The 19741-nt window shown below is 52.1% G+C and carries 12 protein-coding genes; 8 read left to right on the forward strand and 4 right to left on the reverse strand.

The window, feature by feature from the left end:
• Positions 1 to 282: 282 nt before the first annotated feature.
• Entirely contained in the window at positions 283 to 1011 is a 729-nt protein-coding gene (gene ubiG, locus OGY09_RS16155; protein WP_008785314.1) for a bifunctional 2-polyprenyl-6-hydroxyphenol methylase/3-demethylubiquinol 3-O-methyltransferase UbiG, read from the reverse strand.
• 158 nt (positions 1012 to 1169) lie between these two features.
• Between ubiG and gyrA the strand changes: the two genes are divergently transcribed.
• Both gyrA and rcsC read left to right on the forward strand, forming a co-directional pair.
• Positions 1170 to 3809, forward strand: a complete 2640-nt coding sequence (gene gyrA / locus OGY09_RS16160) for a DNA topoisomerase (ATP-hydrolyzing) subunit A (protein ID WP_003834662.1) — start codon at positions 1170 to 1172, stop codon at positions 3807 to 3809.
• Positions 3810 to 3930: 121 nt separating this feature from the next.
• Complete coding sequence (gene rcsC / locus OGY09_RS16165; RefSeq protein WP_032944044.1) at positions 3931 to 6777, forward strand: two-component system sensor histidine kinase RcsC; 2847 nt, start codon at positions 3931 to 3933, stop codon at positions 6775 to 6777.
• 118 nt (positions 6778 to 6895) lie between these two features.
• Here the strand turns inward: rcsC and rcsB are convergent, their stop codons facing one another.
• Together rcsB and rcsD are read right to left on the reverse strand one after the other, a co-directional pair.
• A complete protein-coding gene (gene rcsB / locus OGY09_RS16170; RefSeq protein WP_003027592.1) occupies positions 6896 to 7546 on the reverse strand; it encodes a response regulator transcription factor RcsB in 651 nt (216 codons plus the stop codon).
• 16 nt (positions 7547 to 7562) lie between these two features.
• A complete protein-coding gene (gene rcsD / locus OGY09_RS16175; RefSeq protein ID WP_032944042.1) occupies positions 7563 to 10232 on the reverse strand; it encodes a phosphotransferase RcsD in 2670 nt (889 codons plus the stop codon).
• Positions 10233 to 10968: 736 nt separating this feature from the next.
• On the opposite strand from rcsD, the gene OGY09_RS16180 reads away from it, so the two are divergent.
• The 6 genes from OGY09_RS16180 (at position 10969) to mgtE (ending at position 18291) form a co-directional block, all read left to right on the forward strand.
• Positions 10969 to 12069 carry a porin OmpC gene (locus tag OGY09_RS16180; protein WP_032944041.1) on the forward strand — a complete coding sequence of 367 codons (1101 nt, stop codon included), beginning with the start codon at positions 10969 to 10971 and terminating at the stop codon, positions 12067 to 12069.
• Between the two features lie 114 nt (positions 12070 to 12183).
• The gene (gene apbE / locus OGY09_RS16185) at positions 12184 to 13236 is read left to right on the forward strand and encodes an FAD:protein FMN transferase ApbE (RefSeq protein WP_032944039.1); all 1053 of its coding nucleotides are present in this window, start codon (positions 12184 to 12186) and stop codon (positions 13234 to 13236) included.
• Positions 13237 to 13315: 79 nt separating this feature from the next.
• Positions 13316 to 14380 carry a bifunctional DNA-binding transcriptional regulator/O6-methylguanine-DNA methyltransferase Ada gene (ada, locus tag OGY09_RS16190; protein ID WP_032944038.1) on the forward strand — a complete coding sequence of 355 codons (1065 nt, stop codon included), beginning with the start codon at positions 13316 to 13318 and terminating at the stop codon, positions 14378 to 14380.
• Entirely contained in the window at positions 14380 to 15030 is a 651-nt protein-coding gene (alkB, locus tag OGY09_RS16195; protein WP_008785306.1) for a DNA oxidative demethylase AlkB, read from the forward strand. Before ada ends, alkB begins: the two co-directional genes overlap by 1 nt.
• 75 nt (positions 15031 to 15105) lie before the next feature.
• The gene (locus OGY09_RS16200; RefSeq protein WP_008785305.1) at positions 15106 to 16749 is read left to right on the forward strand and encodes a multidrug ABC transporter permease/ATP-binding protein; all 1644 of its coding nucleotides are present in this window, start codon (positions 15106 to 15108) and stop codon (positions 16747 to 16749) included.
• A gap of 105 nt (positions 16750 to 16854) precedes the next feature.
• Positions 16855 to 18291, forward strand: coding sequence for a magnesium transporter (gene mgtE, locus OGY09_RS16205; protein ID WP_032944037.1), 1437 nt, complete (start codon positions 16855 to 16857; stop codon positions 18289 to 18291).
• On the opposite strand, the gene OGY09_RS16210 is transcribed toward mgtE, so the two are convergent.
• Positions 18254 to 19501 carry a SulP family inorganic anion transporter gene (locus tag OGY09_RS16210; protein WP_032944486.1) on the reverse strand — a complete coding sequence of 416 codons (1248 nt, stop codon included), beginning with the start codon at positions 19499 to 19501 and terminating at the stop codon, positions 18254 to 18256. The two genes, mgtE and OGY09_RS16210, sit on opposite strands and share 38 nt — an antisense overlap.
• Positions 19502 to 19741 lie beyond the last annotated feature (240 nt).

The following is a 19741-nucleotide window of genomic DNA, read 5'->3' on the forward strand; positions in this document are numbered from 1 at the left end:
AGGGATTCTTTTCAGCACAAGAGTTGATTTTGAGGTTAAATTGAGGTTGCAAAAGGGTGATAATCGCTAAGTGCGCGTCTTATAAGGCCTGGCGGGGATGTCAATAATTGAGAAAAAAAATAGAAAATTTGATCGAGTGCTGATTTCTTCATCTAAGGCAAGGAAAGTTCTTATGATCTGGCACAGGATTTGTAGGCCTGATAAGCGAAACGTCATCAGGCATGGTTCCAGTAAGCATGCCGGATAGCGGCGTTGCACGCTTTATCCGGCCTACAGGAGCGGTTAATCAACCTTGGCGGTAGTATGTACCATATAGTTCACATCAACGCCCGGGCCAAGTTTGAAGGTGTTGGTGATGGGGTTGTAATGCAGGCCGGTCATATGACGCTCTTTCAGCACGGTCTGGTCTACCCACTCTAATAATTCAGCAGGCTTAATAAACTTTTTCACATCGTGCGTGCCTTTCGGCACCATGCGCAGAATATATTCCGCTCCGACCACCGCCATCAGCCAGGATTTGCCGTTGCGGTTAAGCGTGGAGAAAAATACTTCGCCACCCGGTTTGACCAGCCTGGCGCAAGCTCTGACCACTGACTGTGGGTCTGGCACGTGCTCCAGCATTTCCATGCAGGTGACAACGTCATACTGATGTGCATGCTTTTCCGCATGCTCTTCGACGGTTTCTTGTACGTACTCTACCTGGATACCGCTTTCCAGTGCATGCAGTTTTGCTACCTGCAGCGGTTCAAAACCCATGTCCAGTCCGGTGACGGTGGCACCTTCGCGCGCCATACTCTCCGCCAGAATACCGCCGCCGCATCCGACGTCGAGTACCTTTTTACCAAACAGGCCGCCTGAGCGCTCAGTAATATAGCCCAGACGCAGTGGGTTAATGCGGTGCAGCGGCTTAAATTCACCCTCAAGATCCCACCAGCGTGACGCGACTGCTTCAAACTTGGCAATTTCTTCATGGTCAACGTTGTGAGCTACCGGAGGTTTTTCGGCATTCATTGGGGCTTCTACTCCTAAATTTGCGATGCAAATGAGTATATCAGCCTGACGGGATGAATAAAGCCTCTGTCAGGGGGAATCCATTTACCTGAATCTGCACGGATGTGTTATAATTTGCGACCTTTGAATCCGGGATACAGTAGAGGGATAGCGGTTAGATGAGCGACCTTGCGAGAGAAATTACACCGGTCAACATTGAGGAAGAGCTGAAGAGCTCCTATCTGGATTATGCGATGTCGGTCATTGTTGGCCGTGCGCTGCCGGACGTCCGAGATGGCCTGAAACCGGTTCACCGTCGCGTACTTTACGCCATGAACGTATTGGGCAACGACTGGAATAAAGCCTATAAAAAATCTGCCCGTGTCGTTGGTGACGTAATCGGTAAATACCACCCTCATGGTGATACCGCCGTTTACGACACCATTGTTCGTATGGCGCAGCCATTCTCCTTGCGCTACATGCTGGTAGATGGTCAGGGTAACTTTGGTTCTGTCGATGGGGACTCCGCAGCGGCGATGCGTTATACGGAAATCCGTATGTCGAAAATCGCCCATGAGCTGATGGCTGACCTGGAAAAAGAAACGGTTGATTTCGTCGACAACTATGACGGCACCGAACAAATTCCTGACGTCATGCCGACCAAAATTCCTAACCTGCTGGTGAACGGTTCGTCCGGTATCGCGGTAGGTATGGCGACCAACATTCCGCCGCACAACCTGACCGAAGTGATCAACGGCTGTCTGGCATATATTGACGATGAAGACATCAGCATTGAAGGGCTGATGGAACATATTCCGGGTCCGGACTTCCCGACTGCCGCGATCATCAACGGTCGTCGTGGTATCGAAGAAGCCTACCGTACCGGTCGTGGCAAAGTGTACATTCGCGCACGCGCGGAAGTCGAAGCGGATGCCAAAACGGGTCGCGAAACCATCATCGTTCACGAAATTCCGTATCAGGTAAACAAAGCGCGCCTGATTGAGAAAATCGCCGAGCTGGTAAAAGACAAACGCGTTGAAGGCATCAGCGCGCTGCGTGACGAGTCTGACAAAGACGGTATGCGCATCGTGATTGAAGTGAAACGTGATGCGGTCGGGGAAGTGGTTCTGAACAACCTCTATTCCCAGACCCAACTGCAGGTTTCCTTCGGTATCAACATGGTTGCATTGCACCATGGCCAGCCGAAGATCATGAACCTGAAAGATATTATTGCCGCGTTCGTACGTCACCGCCGTGAAGTCGTTACCCGTCGTACTATCTTTGAACTGCGTAAAGCCCGCGACCGTGCGCACATCCTTGAAGCGCTGGCGATTGCGTTGGCGAACATCGATCCGATCATCGAACTGATCCGCCGTGCGCCGACCCCGGCTGAAGCGAAAGCTGCGCTGGTTGCGCGTTCGTGGGAACTGGGCAACGTTTCCGCTATGCTGGAACGTGCCGGTGATGACGCCGCGCGTCCTGAATGGCTGGAGCCGGAATTTGGCGTGCGTGACGGTCAGTACTATCTGACTGAACAGCAGGCCCAGGCTATTCTGGATCTGCGTTTGCAGAAACTGACCGGCCTTGAGCACGAAAAACTGCTCGACGAATACAAAGAGCTGCTGGAACAGATCGCTGAACTGCTGCACATTCTGGGCAGCGCCGATCGTCTGATGGAAGTTATCCGTGAAGAGATGGAGCTGATTCGTGAACAGTTCGGTGACGCTCGTCGTACTGAAATCACCGCGAACAGCGCTGACATCAACATCGAAGATCTGATTAGCCAGGAAGATGTTGTCGTAACCTTGTCTCATCAGGGTTACGTGAAATATCAGCCGTTAACTGATTACGAAGCGCAGCGTCGTGGCGGTAAAGGTAAATCAGCAGCACGCATTAAAGAAGAAGACTTTATTGACCGCCTGCTGGTGGCCAACACCCATGACACGATCCTCTGCTTCTCCAGCCGTGGTCGTTTGTACTGGATGAAGGTCTATCAGTTGCCGGAAGCAAGCCGTGGCGCACGTGGACGTCCAATCGTCAACCTGCTGCCGCTGGAAGCTAACGAACGTATTACCGCAATTCTGCCAGTACGTGAGTACGAAGAGGGCGTGAACGTCTTCATGGCAACCGCCAGCGGTACCGTGAAGAAAACGGCGCTGACTGAGTTCAGCCGTCCGCGTTCTGCCGGTATTATTGCGGTTAACCTGAACGAAGGCGACGAACTGATTGGTGTAGATCTGACATCCGGCAGTGACGAAGTCATGTTGTTCTCTGCGGCAGGTAAAGTGGTACGCTTTAAAGAAGATGCTGTCCGTGCAATGGGTCGTACCGCGACCGGTGTACGCGGTATCAAGCTGGCGGAAAAAGATAGCGTGGTATCGCTGATCGTTCCGCGCGGTGAAGGTGCGATCCTGACCGTTACTCAGAACGGTTACGGTAAACGTACGGCGGCGGAAGAGTATCCGACCAAGTCTCGTGCGACCCAGGGCGTTATCTCCATCAAGGTTACCGAGCGCAACGGTTCCGTTGTTGGCGCAGTGCAGGTTGAAGATACCGACCAGATCATGATGATCACCGACGCTGGTACGCTGGTACGTACTCGCGTGTCGGAAATCAGCGTGGTAGGGCGTAATACCCAGGGCGTTATCCTTATCCGTACTGCGGAAGACGAAAACGTCGTGGGTCTGCAACGCGTTGCTGAACCGGTTGATGATGAAGAGCTCGATTCCATCGACGGAAGTGCAGCTGAAGGTGACGAGGATATCGCACCTGAAGCGGAAAGCGATGACGATGCAGCAGCGGATGACGCTGACGAGTAATTAAGACGCTATAAAAAGGGCCGGAGAAATCCGGCCCTTTTTTTAATGGCATTGCGACAAAAGACATTTACCGCTACCTTAACCACACTCTATTAATGCCCTGAGGCGGAGCTTCGCCCCTTTGAAATACCTTGCTTCCGTTCATTCAACCCTAAAAGTTTCACGCTACCTGTTCAGAGCGTTGGCGCTCGTTATCTGGTGTCTGATTGCGTTCGCCTCCGTGTTCTACATTGTGAATGCGCTGCATCAGCGAGAGTCTGAGATCCATCAGGAGCTTAATCTCAGCTCCGATCAGGCCCAGCGCTACATTCAGCGCACATCTGATGTCATTAAAGAGCTGAAATATATTGCCGAAAATCGCTTAACGGCGGAAAACGGCGTGATGTCGCTGCGGGCGCGAGATGATAAAACCGTCGTGCCAAATTTTGAGCCGCTGTTTGCCGACTCCGACTGTTCTGTCATGGGCAACGCCTGGCGAGGTTCTCTGGAATCACTGGCATGGTTTATGCGCTACTGGCGCGACAACTTTTCCGCCGCCTATGATTTAAATCGAGTGTTCCTGATTGGCAGCGACAACCTCTGTATGGCTAATTTCGGCTTGCGTGATATGCCCGTCGAACGTGATGAGGCCCTGAAGGCGCTGCATGAGCGCATTATTAAGTATCGCAATGCTACGCAAGACGAAAACGGTAACAACTTGTTCTGGATCAGCCAGGGGCCACGTCCGGGAGTAGGGTATTTCTATGCGCTGACGCCGGTTTACCTCGCCAATCGCCTCCAGGCGCTGTTGGGCGTAGAGCAGCCTATTCGCATGGAGAATTTCTTCACGCCGGGCAGCTTACCGATGGGTGTGACCATCCTCGACGAAAATGGGCATGCGCTAATTTCTCTCACTGGCCCTGAAGGGAATATTAAGGCTGAGCCCCACTGGATGCAGGAACGCTCCTGGTTTGGCTACACGCCGGGTTTCCGCGAGCTGGTGTTGAAGAAGAATCTGCCTCCGTCCTCCCTGAGCATCGTGTACTCCGTACCGGTCGATCTGGTGCTGGAGCGGATCCGTATGATGATCCTGAACGCTATCTTGTTGAACGTGCTGGTTGGCGCGGCATTGTTTATGCTCACGCGCATGTATGAACGGCGCATTTTTATTCCAGCGGAAAGCGATGCTCAGCGGCTGGAAGAACATGAGCAGTTTAACCGTAAAATCGTAGCTTCTGCGCCGGTGGGTATTTGTATTCTGCGCACGATGGATGGGATTAACATCCTGAGTAACGAACTGGCGCACACCTATCTGAACATGCTGACGCATGAAGACCGTCAGCGGTTAACGCAAATTATTTGCGGCCAACAGGTCAATTTTGTTGATGTACTGACCAGCAACAATACCAATCTGCAAATCAGCTTTGTGCACTCGCGCTATCGCAATGAAAACGTGGCAATTTGTGTCCTGGTTGATGTCAGTGCGCGCGTTAAAATGGAAGAGTCGTTGCAGGAGATGGCACAGGCGGCGGAACAGGCCAGCCAGTCCAAATCGATGTTCCTTGCGACGGTGAGCCATGAGCTACGTACACCGTTATATGGCATTATCGGTAACCTTGATTTGTTGCAAACCAAAGAGTTACCGAGTGGGGTGGATCGTCTGGTAACGGCGATGAATAACTCTTCCAGCCTGCTGCTGAAAATTATCAGCGATATTCTCGACTTCTCAAAAATTGAATCTGAACAGCTGAAGATTGAGCCGCGAGAGTTTTCACCGCGTGAAGTCATGAACCATATTACGGCTAACTATTTGCCGCTGGTGGTCCGCAAGCAGTTGGGGTTGTACTGCTTTATCGACCCGGATGTGCCCGTGGCGCTGAATGGCGATCCGATGCGTTTACAACAGGTGATTTCTAATCTGCTGAGTAACGCAATCAAGTTTACCGATACCGGTTGTATTGTGCTGCACGTGCAGTGCAGCGGCGACTACCTGAGCATTCGAGTGCGTGATACCGGTGTAGGGATCCCTGCCAAAGAGGTGGTTCGGTTGTTCGATCCTTTCTTCCAGGTGGGGACTGGCGTACAGCGTAATTTCCAGGGAACGGGACTCGGTTTGGCGATTTGTGAAAAATTGATCAGCATGATGGATGGAGATATTTCCGTCGATTCCGAGCCGGGAATGGGGAGTCAGTTTACGCTGCGTATTCCGCTTTATGGCGCACAGTATCCGCTGAAAAAAGGGGTAGAAGGATTGGCAGGCACGCGTTGCTGGCTGGCAGTACGTAATGCGTCACTGTACCAATTTCTCGAATCCAGCCTGACGCGTAACGGGATGACGGTACTGCGATATGAGGGAGAACAGCCCGATGTGGATGACCTGTTGGTGGCCGACGATGTGCTGGAACAGGCCTGGCAGGGACGGGCAGCGGTAATTTTCTGCCGCCGCCATATTGGCATTCCGCTGGAACGAGAGCCTGGAGAATGGGTACACAGCGTTGCGTCACCGCACGAACTGCCTGCGCTGTTGGCGCATATCTATAGCGTAGAGCTGGGGAGTGAAGATCTCTCCACGGCGCTGCCAGCCCCGGATAAAGCCGGTGCGACGAACGATGACATGATGATCCTGGTTGTTGACGATCACCCTATCAACCGGCGCTTACTGGCCGATCAGCTGGGATCGTTGGGATATCAGTGTAAAACGGCGAATGACGGTGTGGATGCGCTCAATGTACTCAGCAAAAACCATATCGATATCGTGCTGAGTGACGTCAACATGCCAAACATGGATGGTTATCGCCTGACGCAGCGTATCCGCCAGCTAGGGTTAACGCTGCCTGTTGTGGGGGTAACGGCAAACGCGCTTGCCGAAGAGAAGCAGCGTTGTCTGGAATCAGGTATGGATAGCTGTCTGTCCAAGCCGGTGACCTTAGACGTATTGAAGCAAACGCTGGCGGTCTATGCGGAAAGAGTGAGAAAAACGCGGGGATAGGGAATAAAAGAGCCGGATTGCGGCGTTAGTCTTATCCGGCCTACGAAACGTGCACGATGCTGTTTGTTCGTAGGCCTGATAAACGCAGCGCCATCAGGCATTTTGACGTGATAAAGAATTACTCTTTGTCTGACGGACTCAGCGTCACGGAGGAGAGGTAATTCAGCAGTGCGATATCGTTTTCCACACCGAGCTTCATCATTGCCGATTTTTTCTGGCTACTGATGGTTTTAATGCTGCGGTTGAGCTTTTTGGCGATCTCAGTAACCAGGAAACCTTCGGCAAACAAGCGCAGAACTTCACTCTCTTTCGGTGACAGACGTTTGTCGCCATAGCCGCTGGCGCTGATTTTCTCCAGCAGACGAGACACGCTTTCTGGGGTAAATTTCTTACCTTTCTGCAGCGCGGCCAGCGCTTTTGGCAGGTCGGTAGGCGCACCTTGCTTCAGTACGATCCCTTCAATATCGAGATCCAGTACCGCGCTCAGGATAGCCGGATTGTTGTTCATGGTCAGAACGATAATCGACAGGCTCGGGAAATGGCGCTTGATGTATTTAATTAACGTGATCCCATCACCGTATTTATCTCCCGGCATGGAGAGGTCGGTAATCAACACATGAGCATCTAACTTAGGCAAATTGTTGATCAGTGCTGTGGAGTCTTCAAATTCGCCGACAACATTTACCCACTCGATCTGTTCAAGTGATTTACGAATACCGAACAGTACAATCGGGTGGTCATCGGCAATAATTACGTTCATAGTGTTCATGTATTGGGCTACCTTGCTACAGCAAGCTCTTGACGTATGCGTCAATGTCGCTGATGTATTTTTCTATACCTGGAGCATCTTTCTCTTGAATAAGATGTTCCAGCGCTTCACATAACTGCTTGCCGGGTACCAGATTAAGCATGGCAAACACGCCTTTCAGGCGATGGGCCGTTTGGGCTAATGCAGCGAAATCGCTGATAGCCGCCTCAGTATACAACCTCTTAACATCATCCGGTACTGTGTCTACAAAGAGAGCGTAGTAACCACTGGCATGAAGTTCGGCGTTTTCATCTCCGCCGAGGGGGAGTTCCTGGAACTCTTCTTGTGCCAGCTGCTCTTCAATCAGCTCAAGGACAGCTTCCTGCATAGCATTGCTCATATTAAAGTTGACGCGCAGCTGACCGGGGCCAATTTTCCGTACGCCAGACTCATCATCGCTTAAAAGCAAGCCCGAGGCAGTAAGATTAGACGGATTATCCGTTAAAAAGAGATCATATTCTTGACTATTCAACCGTTCATCAGGCGTGATGCAGGTTGCCCCCCAGTTTTCCAGCTGACGTAATACAATGCTCCGTACGTCATTTGAGGTGACATCAACCATTACGCAGACGTCATCCAACAGGCGCTCTTCACTGTCAGCATGTTGATCGTGCAGCGGCATTTTAACATGGACGATGTAACGTGTTCCAAGTTCTTCCCGCGCTTTGATATTCAGGTGTCCGCCAAGCTTACGGGCTAACTGATCGCACAACCAGAACGTCAGCGGGTTGGCTTTGCCGTATCGATCGCCCTGCGTGTCATTAATGAATGGGAAATGGAGATTATCAACTTCATTCAATGTGACGCCTTCCCCGGTATCCAGAATGCGAAAGGTCAGGCGTTCGGCCTCCGACTCATCCTGGTCGACTTCCAGCGTGATTTTACCTATCTGCGTGGTGGTTACCGCATATTGGATCAACAGCAGCAAAATACGGCGCAAGGCATCGCGATCGCCACGGCGTTCGTCATGCGCGCTTAGATGATTTTTAATCAGTAGCTGCAGCCCTTTACGCTTAATAGCCGGCAGAACCTCCGGAACCACGTCGTCAATTAATGCCTGCACGGAAAACAGTGTGGATTCACCTTTCCAGGCATCGTTCTCCAGCAGGTTGGCTAGCTGGATTTCGTCCACCATTCGCACCAGAACGTCGGCCTGATTGGCCAGTTTCTGGCTGTCTGGTGTATTGAGCGCGGCGGCATTAGCAGCCAGCGTTTTCGCGGGGTCTTTCAGCGCGCTGCCAATATTCTGCATAAAGGCCGCGCGGGCCTGCTGGTTTTTCTCATACAGCCGCTGTGCTTGTTTCAGCTTCTTATTGACCAGCACCTCGCGGTCCTGGTCACGAATGATAAAGATCTGCGTTCTCGGGGAGATCTGGCTGCGAAACAGTCTGATCTCATACAGTTCATTATTGATGGTGGCCTGAATCACTCCCTGATGCTGCTCTGCCATATTGGTAATGTTTTGCAGATTTAAATGTGGCAGCAGGTGGTCGGCAATTTTATTGCTGATAACCGTGCGGTTTGCTTCCTGATCGTGTACCAGTAATCCCAGCGGCAGAAGGGAAACAATCTCTTCATTGATTGCGCGCAGAACGCGCAGCTCATTATTTGCCGCAAGGTTTGGCGCCACCTGGGTGGAACGGGCAGGGAGGTGGCGAAAGGTGGTATAGCCAAACAGCGCCAGAGCCAGTAACGCAATGTTCAGCAAAAGCGGTAGCAGAATGTTTTGCAGCGTATCCAGCAGCAAGGAGCCAAATGGAACTTGCCATACCAGTCGCATATCCGTTGAATTCAGCGCTGAAGAGATTTCAATCTTGCCATTGTTGAAGCTGATACTGACGCTGTCTGGTGACTCTTTTTCAGTAACATGCTCGGTTGTTGAGGTGGCATCAGGTTCCAGATGGAAACCGTCCAACGGCATCCCGGGAGGGATCAGGTCATTAATGGGGAGGTCAAAGGCGACAACGGTGGCCAAATGCCCTGGCTGATTAAAGGTCGTGCGTAGCGTGAAGTAATGTCCGTTCTGCCAGACCTGGCGGCGCAAAGAAGAGAAGCTTTCACGCTCATCCAGCGCATTAGCCTGTTGCAGCATCTCAGCTCGCCGGGAATCGACAATATTCCCAATCGTCGATTCTTTAAAACCGGAGGTCAGATCTTTCAGTGGTAACGTTGAGATTAGGATCAGGCTGTTATCCTGACCATTCAGGTAATACATTGACCATGGGACATTCTCTGCGCCCCACAACGTGTCCAGATACGTTGAAATGCGCTGGGTCATTTCCAGTGTAGAACTGTCATGCGAGCCAAAAATCAGCGCCTCGGTCTTTCTGCGGGGTTTCTCAAGATAATAGATATCTTGTTTCAGACGCGTTTCCTGTAGCCCATCTGCGCCTGGTGAACTGGTTGTAGCGGCAATATTGTCATAGATTTGCCAGGTCACGTATCGCCAGGTATCGACCCTTTTATGAATGGCATGGGTAATATCAACAATCTGATAGCTCTTATCTTTTAACCAGGTGTTGACGGCGCTCTGGACCATAACACCCATCATCACCAACAGCACAACGATCAGTAATAAGAAGAAACGGGTAATACTTCCTGGCAACAGGGAGAATCGGGTGGAAACCGTTGTGTCAAACTGACTCATTCGTGTTTATGACCTGTTAAACGACGCGAAAGATGAAAGGGCAGTATAAAGGGTAATGTATGAATTACCACACTTACACCACGCCGCCTGGCCTCCATTCTTTGCGCCTGATTTTGTTGCAGCCATTACGATGCAAAGGTGTACAGAAGATAAAGGCGGGTACAAATATTCGTACGGAATGTATACATTTAGCATTAAATAACAAGAAATTATTTATCAAACTTATATCTGATCGTGCCGCCCGAGATAGTTAATAGTCGTTATAGTTTTGCATCGGTAGCACGGAAAGGTAAGTTTTGTGTAAAGAAGGGTAAAAAAAAACCGAACGCAGAGCATTCGGCTGAAATAGGGGTAAACAGACATTCATAAATGAATGACGGTAATAAATAAAGTTAATGATGATAGCGGGTCTATTTTAGTTGCGAGTGAAGATTATGTTTTGTCATTCAGTGCTATAAGGTGCTTTTGTGTAATGCGTTGATTTTAAAGGTTATTAAAATGATTCTTGATTATTTGTGCTTATTTTGCCTGTTTTTGATTTTAAAAAAGTTCCCTTATATTAATATTTTGAAACATCTATACCGACAAATGAAACACCTTAAAAGTTTTAGTATCATATTCGTGTTGGATTATTCTGTGTTTTTGCGGAGAATGAAGTTGCCGACTGGTTAATGACCTTAATCAGTATGCAGTGGCATAAAAAAGCAATAAAGGCATATAACAGAGGGTTAATAACATGAAAGTTAAAGTACTGTCCCTCCTGGTACCAGCACTGCTGGTAGCAGGCGCAGCGAATGCGGCTGAAATTTATAACAAAGACGGCAACAAATTAGATCTGTACGGTAAAGTCGACGGTCTGCACTATTTCTCTGATGACTCTTCTAAAGATGGTGATCAGACCTATATGCGTATCGGCTTCAAAGGCGAAACTCAGGTTAACGACCAACTGACCGGTTACGGCCAGTGGGAATACCAGATTCAGGGTAACGCGCCTGAGTCTGAGAACAACTCCTGGACTCGTGTGGCGTTTGCGGGTCTGAAATTCGCTGACGTAGGCTCTTTCGACTACGGTCGTAACTACGGCGTAGTTTACGACGTAACGTCCTGGACCGACGTTCTGCCAGAATTCGGCGGCGACACCTACGGTTCTGACAACTTCATGCAGCAGCGTGGTAACGGCTTCGCGACCTACCGTAACACCGACTTCTTCGGTCTGGTTGATGGCCTGAACTTTGCCCTGCAGTACCAGGGTAAAAACGGTAGCCCGGAAGGCGAAGGTATGACTGGTGTGACCGGCAACGGTCGTGATGCACTGCGTCAGAATGGCGACGGCGTTGGTGGATCAATCACTTATGATATCGGTGAAGGCTTCGCGCTGGGTACTGCAGTCACCAGTTCTAAACGTACTGACGAGCAGAACAAGCTGAACTTCGGTACCGGCGACCGTGCTGAAACCTACACTGGTGGTCTGAAATACGACGCGAACAACGTGTACCTGGCAGCACAGTACACCCAGACCTACAACGCAACGCGTGCAGGCTCTCTGGGCTGGGCTAACAAAGCACAGAACTTTGAAGCTGTTGCACAGTACCAGTTCGACTTCGGTCTGCGTCCGTCCGTGGCTTACCTGCAGTCCAAAGGTAAAGACCTGGGCCGCGGCTATGGCGACGAAGATATCCTGAAATATGTTGATGTTGGCGCGACCTACTACTTCAACAAAAACATGTCCACCTATGTTGATTACAAAATCAACCTGCTGGATGACAACCAGTTCACTCGTGATGCTGGCATCAGCACCGATGACATCGTAGCACTGGGTCTGGTTTACCAGTTCTAATCTACATTATGTCTATAAAAGGCCCTGCGGGGCCTTTTTTAATGTCGTTTTTTCGCCGTACAAACAACGATTTTTGGTGTACTCTTGCGCCCGTTCGCATGAGGATAATTACGTATGGAAATGAATTTTTATCGCGCAGCACTGCTGGCTGTGACGATCTTTTTTGTCGGGTGCGATGAGGCCCCGAAACCTGCTCAGACCACAATTCCTGCCACGGTTCTGGAAGGTAAAACGATGGGTACTTTCTGGCGGGTCAGTGTGGTAGGCGTAGATGACAAACGCGCCAGGGAACTGCAGGCCAAGATCCAGACTCAGCTTGATGCCGATGATCAACTGCTCTCCACCTATAAAAACGATTCTGCGTTAATGCGATTTAACCTGTCGAAAAGCCTGTCGCCGTGGCCGGTTAACGACGCCATGGCGGATATCGTGACTTCGGCGCTACGCATTGGTGCAAAAACCGATGGGGCCATGGATATCACCGTGGGGCCGTTAGTCAACCTGTGGGGCTTTGGCCCGGATCAGCAGCCGTTGCATATTCCTACTCAGGGGCAAATTGACGCTGCAAAAGCGCAAACCGGGCTTTCTCATCTGAAAGTTGTGAATGAAGCGCATCAGAACTACCTGCAAAAAGACTTGCCGGATCTGTATGTTGATCTCTCAACCGTTGGCGAAGGGTACGCCGCCGATCATCTGGCTCGATTGATGGAGCAAGAGGGGATCGCCCGTTATCTGGTTTCCGTTGGTGGTGCGCTGAACAGCAGGGGAATGAATGCTGAAGGGCATCCGTGGCGAGTGGCGATCCAGAAACCCACCGATCGCGAAAACGCGGTGCAGGCGATTGTCGACATTAACGGGCACGGCATTAGCACCTCCGGCAGCTATCGTAACTATTATGAGCTGGACGGTAAGCGCCTTTCCCATGTTATCGATCCGCAAACCGGTCGCCCGATCGAACATAATCTGGTGTCCGTAACGGTGATTGCGCCAACGGCGCTGGAAGCCGATGGCTGGGATACAGGATTGATGGTCCTCGGCCCGGAAAAGGCCAAAGAAGTCGTGCGTCGTGAAGGGCTGGCGGTCTATATGATTATGAAAGAGGGCGAGGGGTTTAAAACCTGGATGTCGCCGCAGTTTAATAGCTTTCTGGTCAACGAAAAAAATTAAAAAGCAAGATTGCGGGTTTTTATGCCCGACGATGGGGACACACTGAGGCTAAGCGCTATGCTTAACAAAGGAGTCCGAAATGAAAAATCGTTTACGCATCACTGACGATGACCGTTGGCAGTCCGTTGTGGATCGCGATACCGACGCCGACGGTCAGTTTGTTTTTGCCGTCCAGACCACCGGTATTTTCTGCCGTCCGTCCTGTCGGGCAAAACATGCGCTGCGCAAAAATGTCCGTTTTTTCGCCGATGCCCAGCAGGCACAGGATGCCGGGTTTCGCCCCTGTAAGCGCTGCCAGCCGGATAAACACAGCGCGCAACAGCATCGGCTGGACAAAATTGCCCGCGCCTGTCAGTTGTTGGAGCAAGAGTCACCTCTTACGCTGGACGAGCTGGCACAGCAGGTGGCGATGAGCCCGTATCACTTGCATCGTCTGTTCAAAGCCACGACGGGCATGACCCCGAAAGTGTGGCAACAATCATGGCGTGCTCGCCGTCTGCGTGATGCCCTGGCGAAAGGTGTTCCGGTTACACAGGCGATTCTCAATGCCGGATTCCCCGATAGCAGCAGCTACTATCGCAAAGCCGATCAAGCATTAGGCATGACGGCAAAGCAATTTCGTAAAGGTGGCGACAACGTTTCTGTACGCTATACCCTCGCAGATTGCGCTCTGGGTCGCTGTCTGGTGGCGGAAAGCGAGCGGGGTATCTGCGCGATCTTGCTTGGCGATGATGACGCTACGTTGGTTGCGGATCTTCATGCGCTGTTTCCCGCCGCGCAGGATGTTCCTGCAGATGCCAATTTTCAGCAGCGCGTGCGCGAAGTGATCGTAGCGATCAACTCGCGTGACGCGTCGCTATCGCTACCCCTGGATATTCGGGGAACAGTCTTTCAGCAGCAGGTGTGGCAGGCGCTGCGCACAATTCCGTGCGGTGAAACAGTGAGCTACCAACAGCTGGCCAGCGCCATCGGCAAACCGAAGGCGGTGCGCGCGGTGGCCAGTGCCTGTGGGGCCAACAAACTGGCGATTGTTATCCCGTGTCACCGGGTGATCCGTGGCGATGGCGCACTTTCGGGCTACCGATGGGGTATTGCGCGCAAGGCGCAGTTACTGCAACGGGAAGCTACTGGCGAGGAAACATAATGCTCGATCTCTTTGCGGATGCGAAACCCTGGCAGGAGCCGCTGGCGTCAGGTGCGGTTATTCTCCGACGTTTCGCTTTTGACTCTGCGCCCACTTTACTTCAGGCGATAGCGGCTGTCGCCAGACAGTCGCCGTTTCGCCAGATGGTGACGCCCGGCGGCTATACAATGTCGGTGGCGATGACCAACTGCGGCCATCTGGGCTGGACGACGGATCAGCATGGCTATCTTTATTCTCCGTTTGATCCACTCACCGGCACGCACTGGCCGCCGCTGCCGGATGCGTTCGCTGATTTGTGCCAACAGGCGGCGACGGCGGCGGGCTATGCTGATTTTCAACCCGATGCCTGCCTGATTAACCGCTACACGCCAGGGGCAAAACTGTCCTTACATCAGGATAAAGACGAGCCCGACCTGCGGGCGCCGATTGTCTCTGTATCGCTGGGGCTACCAGCCATCTTTCAATTTGGCGGCTTGCGCCGTAATGACCCTTTAAAGCGTTTACTGCTGGAACACGGCGATGTCGTGGTGTGGGGCGGTAATTCGCGGCTGTTTTATCATGGGATCCAGCCGCTTAAGACGGGCTATCATCCGTTGACCGGAGACTGTCGTTACAATCTGACTTTTCGCCAGGCTGGTAAAAAAGAATAAAAATAAGAATTATTATTGCTGTCAGCGAAGAGATGTTTAAACTGCGGGCTGTTATTACTTGTCCGGGTTGTGTGCATGGAACTTTTACTTCTTGTCTGGCGGCAGTATCGCTGGCCATTTATCAGCGTGATGGCGCTCAGCCTCGCCAGCGCCGCGTTGGGGATTGGGCTGATTGCGTTTATCAACCAGCGCTTGATCGAAACGGTCGACACCACGCTGATGGTGCTACCGGAGTTTCTTGGCCTGCTGCTGTTGTTGATGGTTGTCACCCTCGGTTCTCAGCTGGCGTTGACCACGCTGGGTCACCACTTTGTCTACCGCCTGCGTAGCGAATTTATCAAACGAATTCTGGATACTCACGTCGAGCGTATTGAACAGCTTGGCAGCGCCTCGTTGCTGGCCGGTTTAACCAGTGATATCCGCAACATCACCATCGCCTTTGTTCGTCTGCCTGAGCTGGTGCAGGGGATTATCCTGACCATAGGATCGGCGGCGTATCTGGCGATGCTGTCGACCAAAATGCTACTGGTAACGGCAGTCTGGATGGCAATCACCATCTGGGGCGGATTTGTGCTGGTGGCGCGGGTGTATAAACACATGGCCACCTTGCGCGAAACTGAAGACAAGTTGTACAACGATTATCAGACGGTGCTGGAAGGGCGCAAAGAGCTGACGCTTAACCGCGAGCGCGCCGAGCATATCTTTAATCAGATGTACGTCCCGGATGCCAAAGAGTATCGCCACCATATTATCCGTGCCGATACCTTCCACCTGAGCGCGGTTAACTGGTCGAACATTATGATGCTGGGTGCCATTGGCCTGGTGTTCTGGATGGCTAACAGTCTGGGATGGGCTGATACCGCCGTGGCAGCGACCTATTCTCTGACGCTGTTATTCCTGCGAACACCGTTGCTCTCTGCCGTTGGCGCGCTGCCGACACTGCTCACGGCACAGGTGGCGTTCAACAAGCTGAATAAATTCGCACTGGCACCTTTTAAGGCCGAATTCCCACGCCCAACCGCGTTTCCCAACTGGCAAACGCTGGAGCTGCGCAACGTGGTTTTTCACTATCAGGATAATGCGTTTTCCGTAGGGCCGGTGAATCTGACGATTCATCGCGGTGAACTGATCTTTCTGATTGGCGGTAACGGTAGCGGGAAATCTACGCTGGCGATGTTACTGACCGGTCTGTACCAGCCGCAGTCAGGCGAAATATTGCTTGATGGTAAGGCCGTTGCCGTTGAAAAACCGGAAGACTACCGCAAGCTCTTCTCCGCCGTGTTTACCGACGTCTGGCTGTTCGACAAACTGCTGGGGCCGGAAGGTAAAGAGGCTAATCCGCAGCTGGTCGCGAAGTGGCTGGAACATCTGAAGATGGGTCATAAGCTGGAGCTGAGCGATGGTCGTATCCTCAATCTGAAGCTGTCGAAAGGGCAGAAGAAACGCGTGGCGCTGCTGCTGGCCCTGGCGGAGGAGCGCGACATCATTCTGCTGGACGAATGGGCCGCCGATCAGGATCCCCATTTCCGCCGGGAGTTCTATCAGGTGCTATTGCCTTTGATGCAGGAAATGGGGAAAACCATTTTCGCCATCAGCCACGACGATCACTATTTTATTCACGCCGATCGTCTACTGGAAATGCGTAACGGACAGTTGAGTGAACTGTTGGGCGATGAACGTGACGCCGCCTCGCGCGACGCGGTGGCTCGCACAGCCTGATCCATCGTGCCGCCGGTTTTTTAGCCACCCGGCGGCACTGTTTGTTGTTATTTACATAAATCGGCATCATGATTAATGATATTTCATATCATGGATTTATGATTAATGTCCGTAATAAACAAAAACAGCGCCAGACTGCGTGATGAAGAGCGTGCGCGCCTCATCTGGCTGCTGACCACTGATAAAGCCATTATTTCAACGCTGTTGGGCAAGCTTACCCTGGCTGAGCAATATGACGTCGGTACGTTAGCCGACGATATTGCTGAGGTAGGGGCGCTGGTGGCCCACCTGCCACCGCCTGACCTCGCCGATACCCTCGAAGCTTTGCCCTCTGAAGAGCGCCACGCCCTGTGGCGACTGGTCGAAAATGAAAAGCGCGGTAACGTCTTGCTTGAGGCGTCTGAAAACGTCTGGGACGACCTGATCGATGAGATGAGCGACCGCGAGCTGCTGGATGCGCTGCAATATCTCGATATCGATGAACAGATTTACCTGGTGCAGCATTTGCCTCGTAACCTTACCGGTCGTCTGCTGGCGACGTTACCGGCAGAGGAGAGGACGCGCGTCCGCCAGGTGCTGCACTACGAGAAAAATAGCGTCGGCGCGATCATGGAGTTCGAGGTCATCACTGTGCGTCCGGACGTGACGCTGGAAGTGGTGCAACGCTATCTGCGGCGGCTGGGGAAAATGCCGGAGAACACCGATAAACTTTTCGTGACCGATCGCAATAAAGTGCTGGTTGGCGAACTGACGCTAACCTGCATTTTACTCAATGATGTGCAGCGAAAAGTCAGAGAGGTGATGGAAGATGACCCGCTCACCTTTTCTCCTGAAGATATCGCCGAAAACGCTGCGCGTACCTTCGAACGCGACAACCTGGTCAGCGCCGCGGTGGTTGACCCTTCCGGTAAACTGATGGGCCGTTTAACCATCGATGAGATTGTCGACGTTGTCTATGAAGAAACCGACACCGATCTGCGTCGAATGGGGGGCTTAAGCGCCGAAGAGGACGTGTTTGCGCCTGTTACCAAAGCGGTAAAAACCCGCTGGGCGTGGTTGGCCGTTAACCTCTGTACCGCCTTTATCGCCTCGCGGGTGATCGACGGTTTTGAACATACGATTTCGCAACTGGTGGCGCTGGCCTCGTTGATGCCGATTGTGGCGGGTATCGGCGGCAATACCGGGAATCAAACTATCACTATGATCGTCCGCGCGCTGGCGCTGCAAAATATTCAGCCGGGGAACCTGACGTTTCTCATCCTGCGCGAGATGGGCGTGGCGCTAATCAACGGCCTCGTGTGGGGCGGGATTATGGGGGGCATTACCTGGTGGCTGTACGATGATATGGCGCTCGGTGGTGTGATGACTCTGGCGATGATGCTCAATCTGCTGATGGCGGCGTTGATGGGGGTTATCATTCCGATGACGATGGTGAAGCTCGGGCGCGACCCGGCGGTCGGCTCGAGCGTCATGATAACCGCTATCACTGATACTGGTGGTTTCTTTATTTTTCTCGGTCTGGCAACGCTGTTTCTGATGTAGTCGCCCGTTTGCGTCTGACGATACGCGGTAGAATAAGCATCGTCATCACCCCGGCAACCACGCCAATCGCCAGGTTGCCGGTAGAAACCGTGGCAGCGACGGTCACCAGCATCACCAGCGTTTCAGTGACGGGCAGTTTCGTCAGCGTGGCGGGCTGGATGCTGTGCCAACTGAAGGTTTTTACCGCCACAATCACCATAATACCTGCCAGCACCGACATGGGTATTTCTGCCATCACTTCGCTTAACCCTGTGACTAACAGGAGTAATACCAGTCCGGCGGCAACCGTCGAGACGCGGCTGCGTCCTTTGCCCATCTCGACGTTAACGATGGTTTGACCAATCATCGCGCACCCGGCGATGCCGCCATAAAATCCGGCCAGAATATTGGCTATCCCCAGCCCGGCACTCTCGCGATTTTTATTCGACGGCGTAACCGTCAGGTCATCCACCAGACGGGCGGTTAACAGCGACTCCATCAAACCAACAAAAGCGATACTCAGCGCGCAGGGCCAGATAATCGCCAGCGTTTGCAGGTTGAGCGGAACCAACAACTGGGTCAAACCCGGCAGGCCGCCGCTCATTGAACCTTCATCACCGACGGTCGGTAACAGTTGCCCGCTGGTGACAGTGAACACGGTTAGCAGCACGATGGCGATAAGCGGTGCGGGAATTGCTTTAATAAACCGCGGAACCCACAGCACAATCAGCAGCGTCAGGACAAACAGCCCCCAGATGAGCGGGCTTTTGCCCCAGAAATGCGGGACCTGGGCAAAGAAAATCAATATACCCAGCGCGTTAACAAAGCCAGTCATCACGGCCGTAGGGATGAATCGCATCAGACGTGCCATTCCCAATACACCAAACAGGATCTGAATCATCCCGGCCAGCACCACTGCAGGCAGGATGTATTGCACGCCGTGTTGATGCACCATCGGACCAATCACCAGCGCGACCGATCCTGCAGCGGCGGTAACCATTGCGGGACGACCGCCTAAAAAAGACATCGCCAGGCACAGTACGACGGAGGCGATCAGACTGACTTTAGGATCAACGCCTGCGATCACGGAAAACGAGATTACTTCCGGGATCAGCGCCAGGGCGGTTACCACACCGGCCAGCGTTTCGCGAACCAGCAGACGGGGTTGGCGGAGCACGGCACGGGTCGCGTGTTCAGCGACTGCGGCAGAGGAATGTTGAGTTGCAGACATAGTTACACTCAGGTCAGAAATGGCCTGATACAGCAGACCGACAGGCATCCGTGCAGTGAATAGCAAAGCGCAGCATAGTACCCGTCTGACGGACTGGTTTCCAGAAATGATTGTCAATAACCGTATAAACTATCAACGTATTAATAACATTTTTAAAAATAAAATATAATTTATAAACAATATTTAATTATTTTTACTTAAGTGTTACCGTTGGTGCCGCTCGATTTTCACCTGCATTAA

Origin of the sequence: Citrobacter sp. Cpo071, from assembly GCF_030332765.1 — a bacterium.
In the GTDB taxonomy this organism is placed as follows: domain Bacteria; phylum Pseudomonadota; class Gammaproteobacteria; order Enterobacterales; family Enterobacteriaceae; genus Citrobacter; species Citrobacter portucalensis.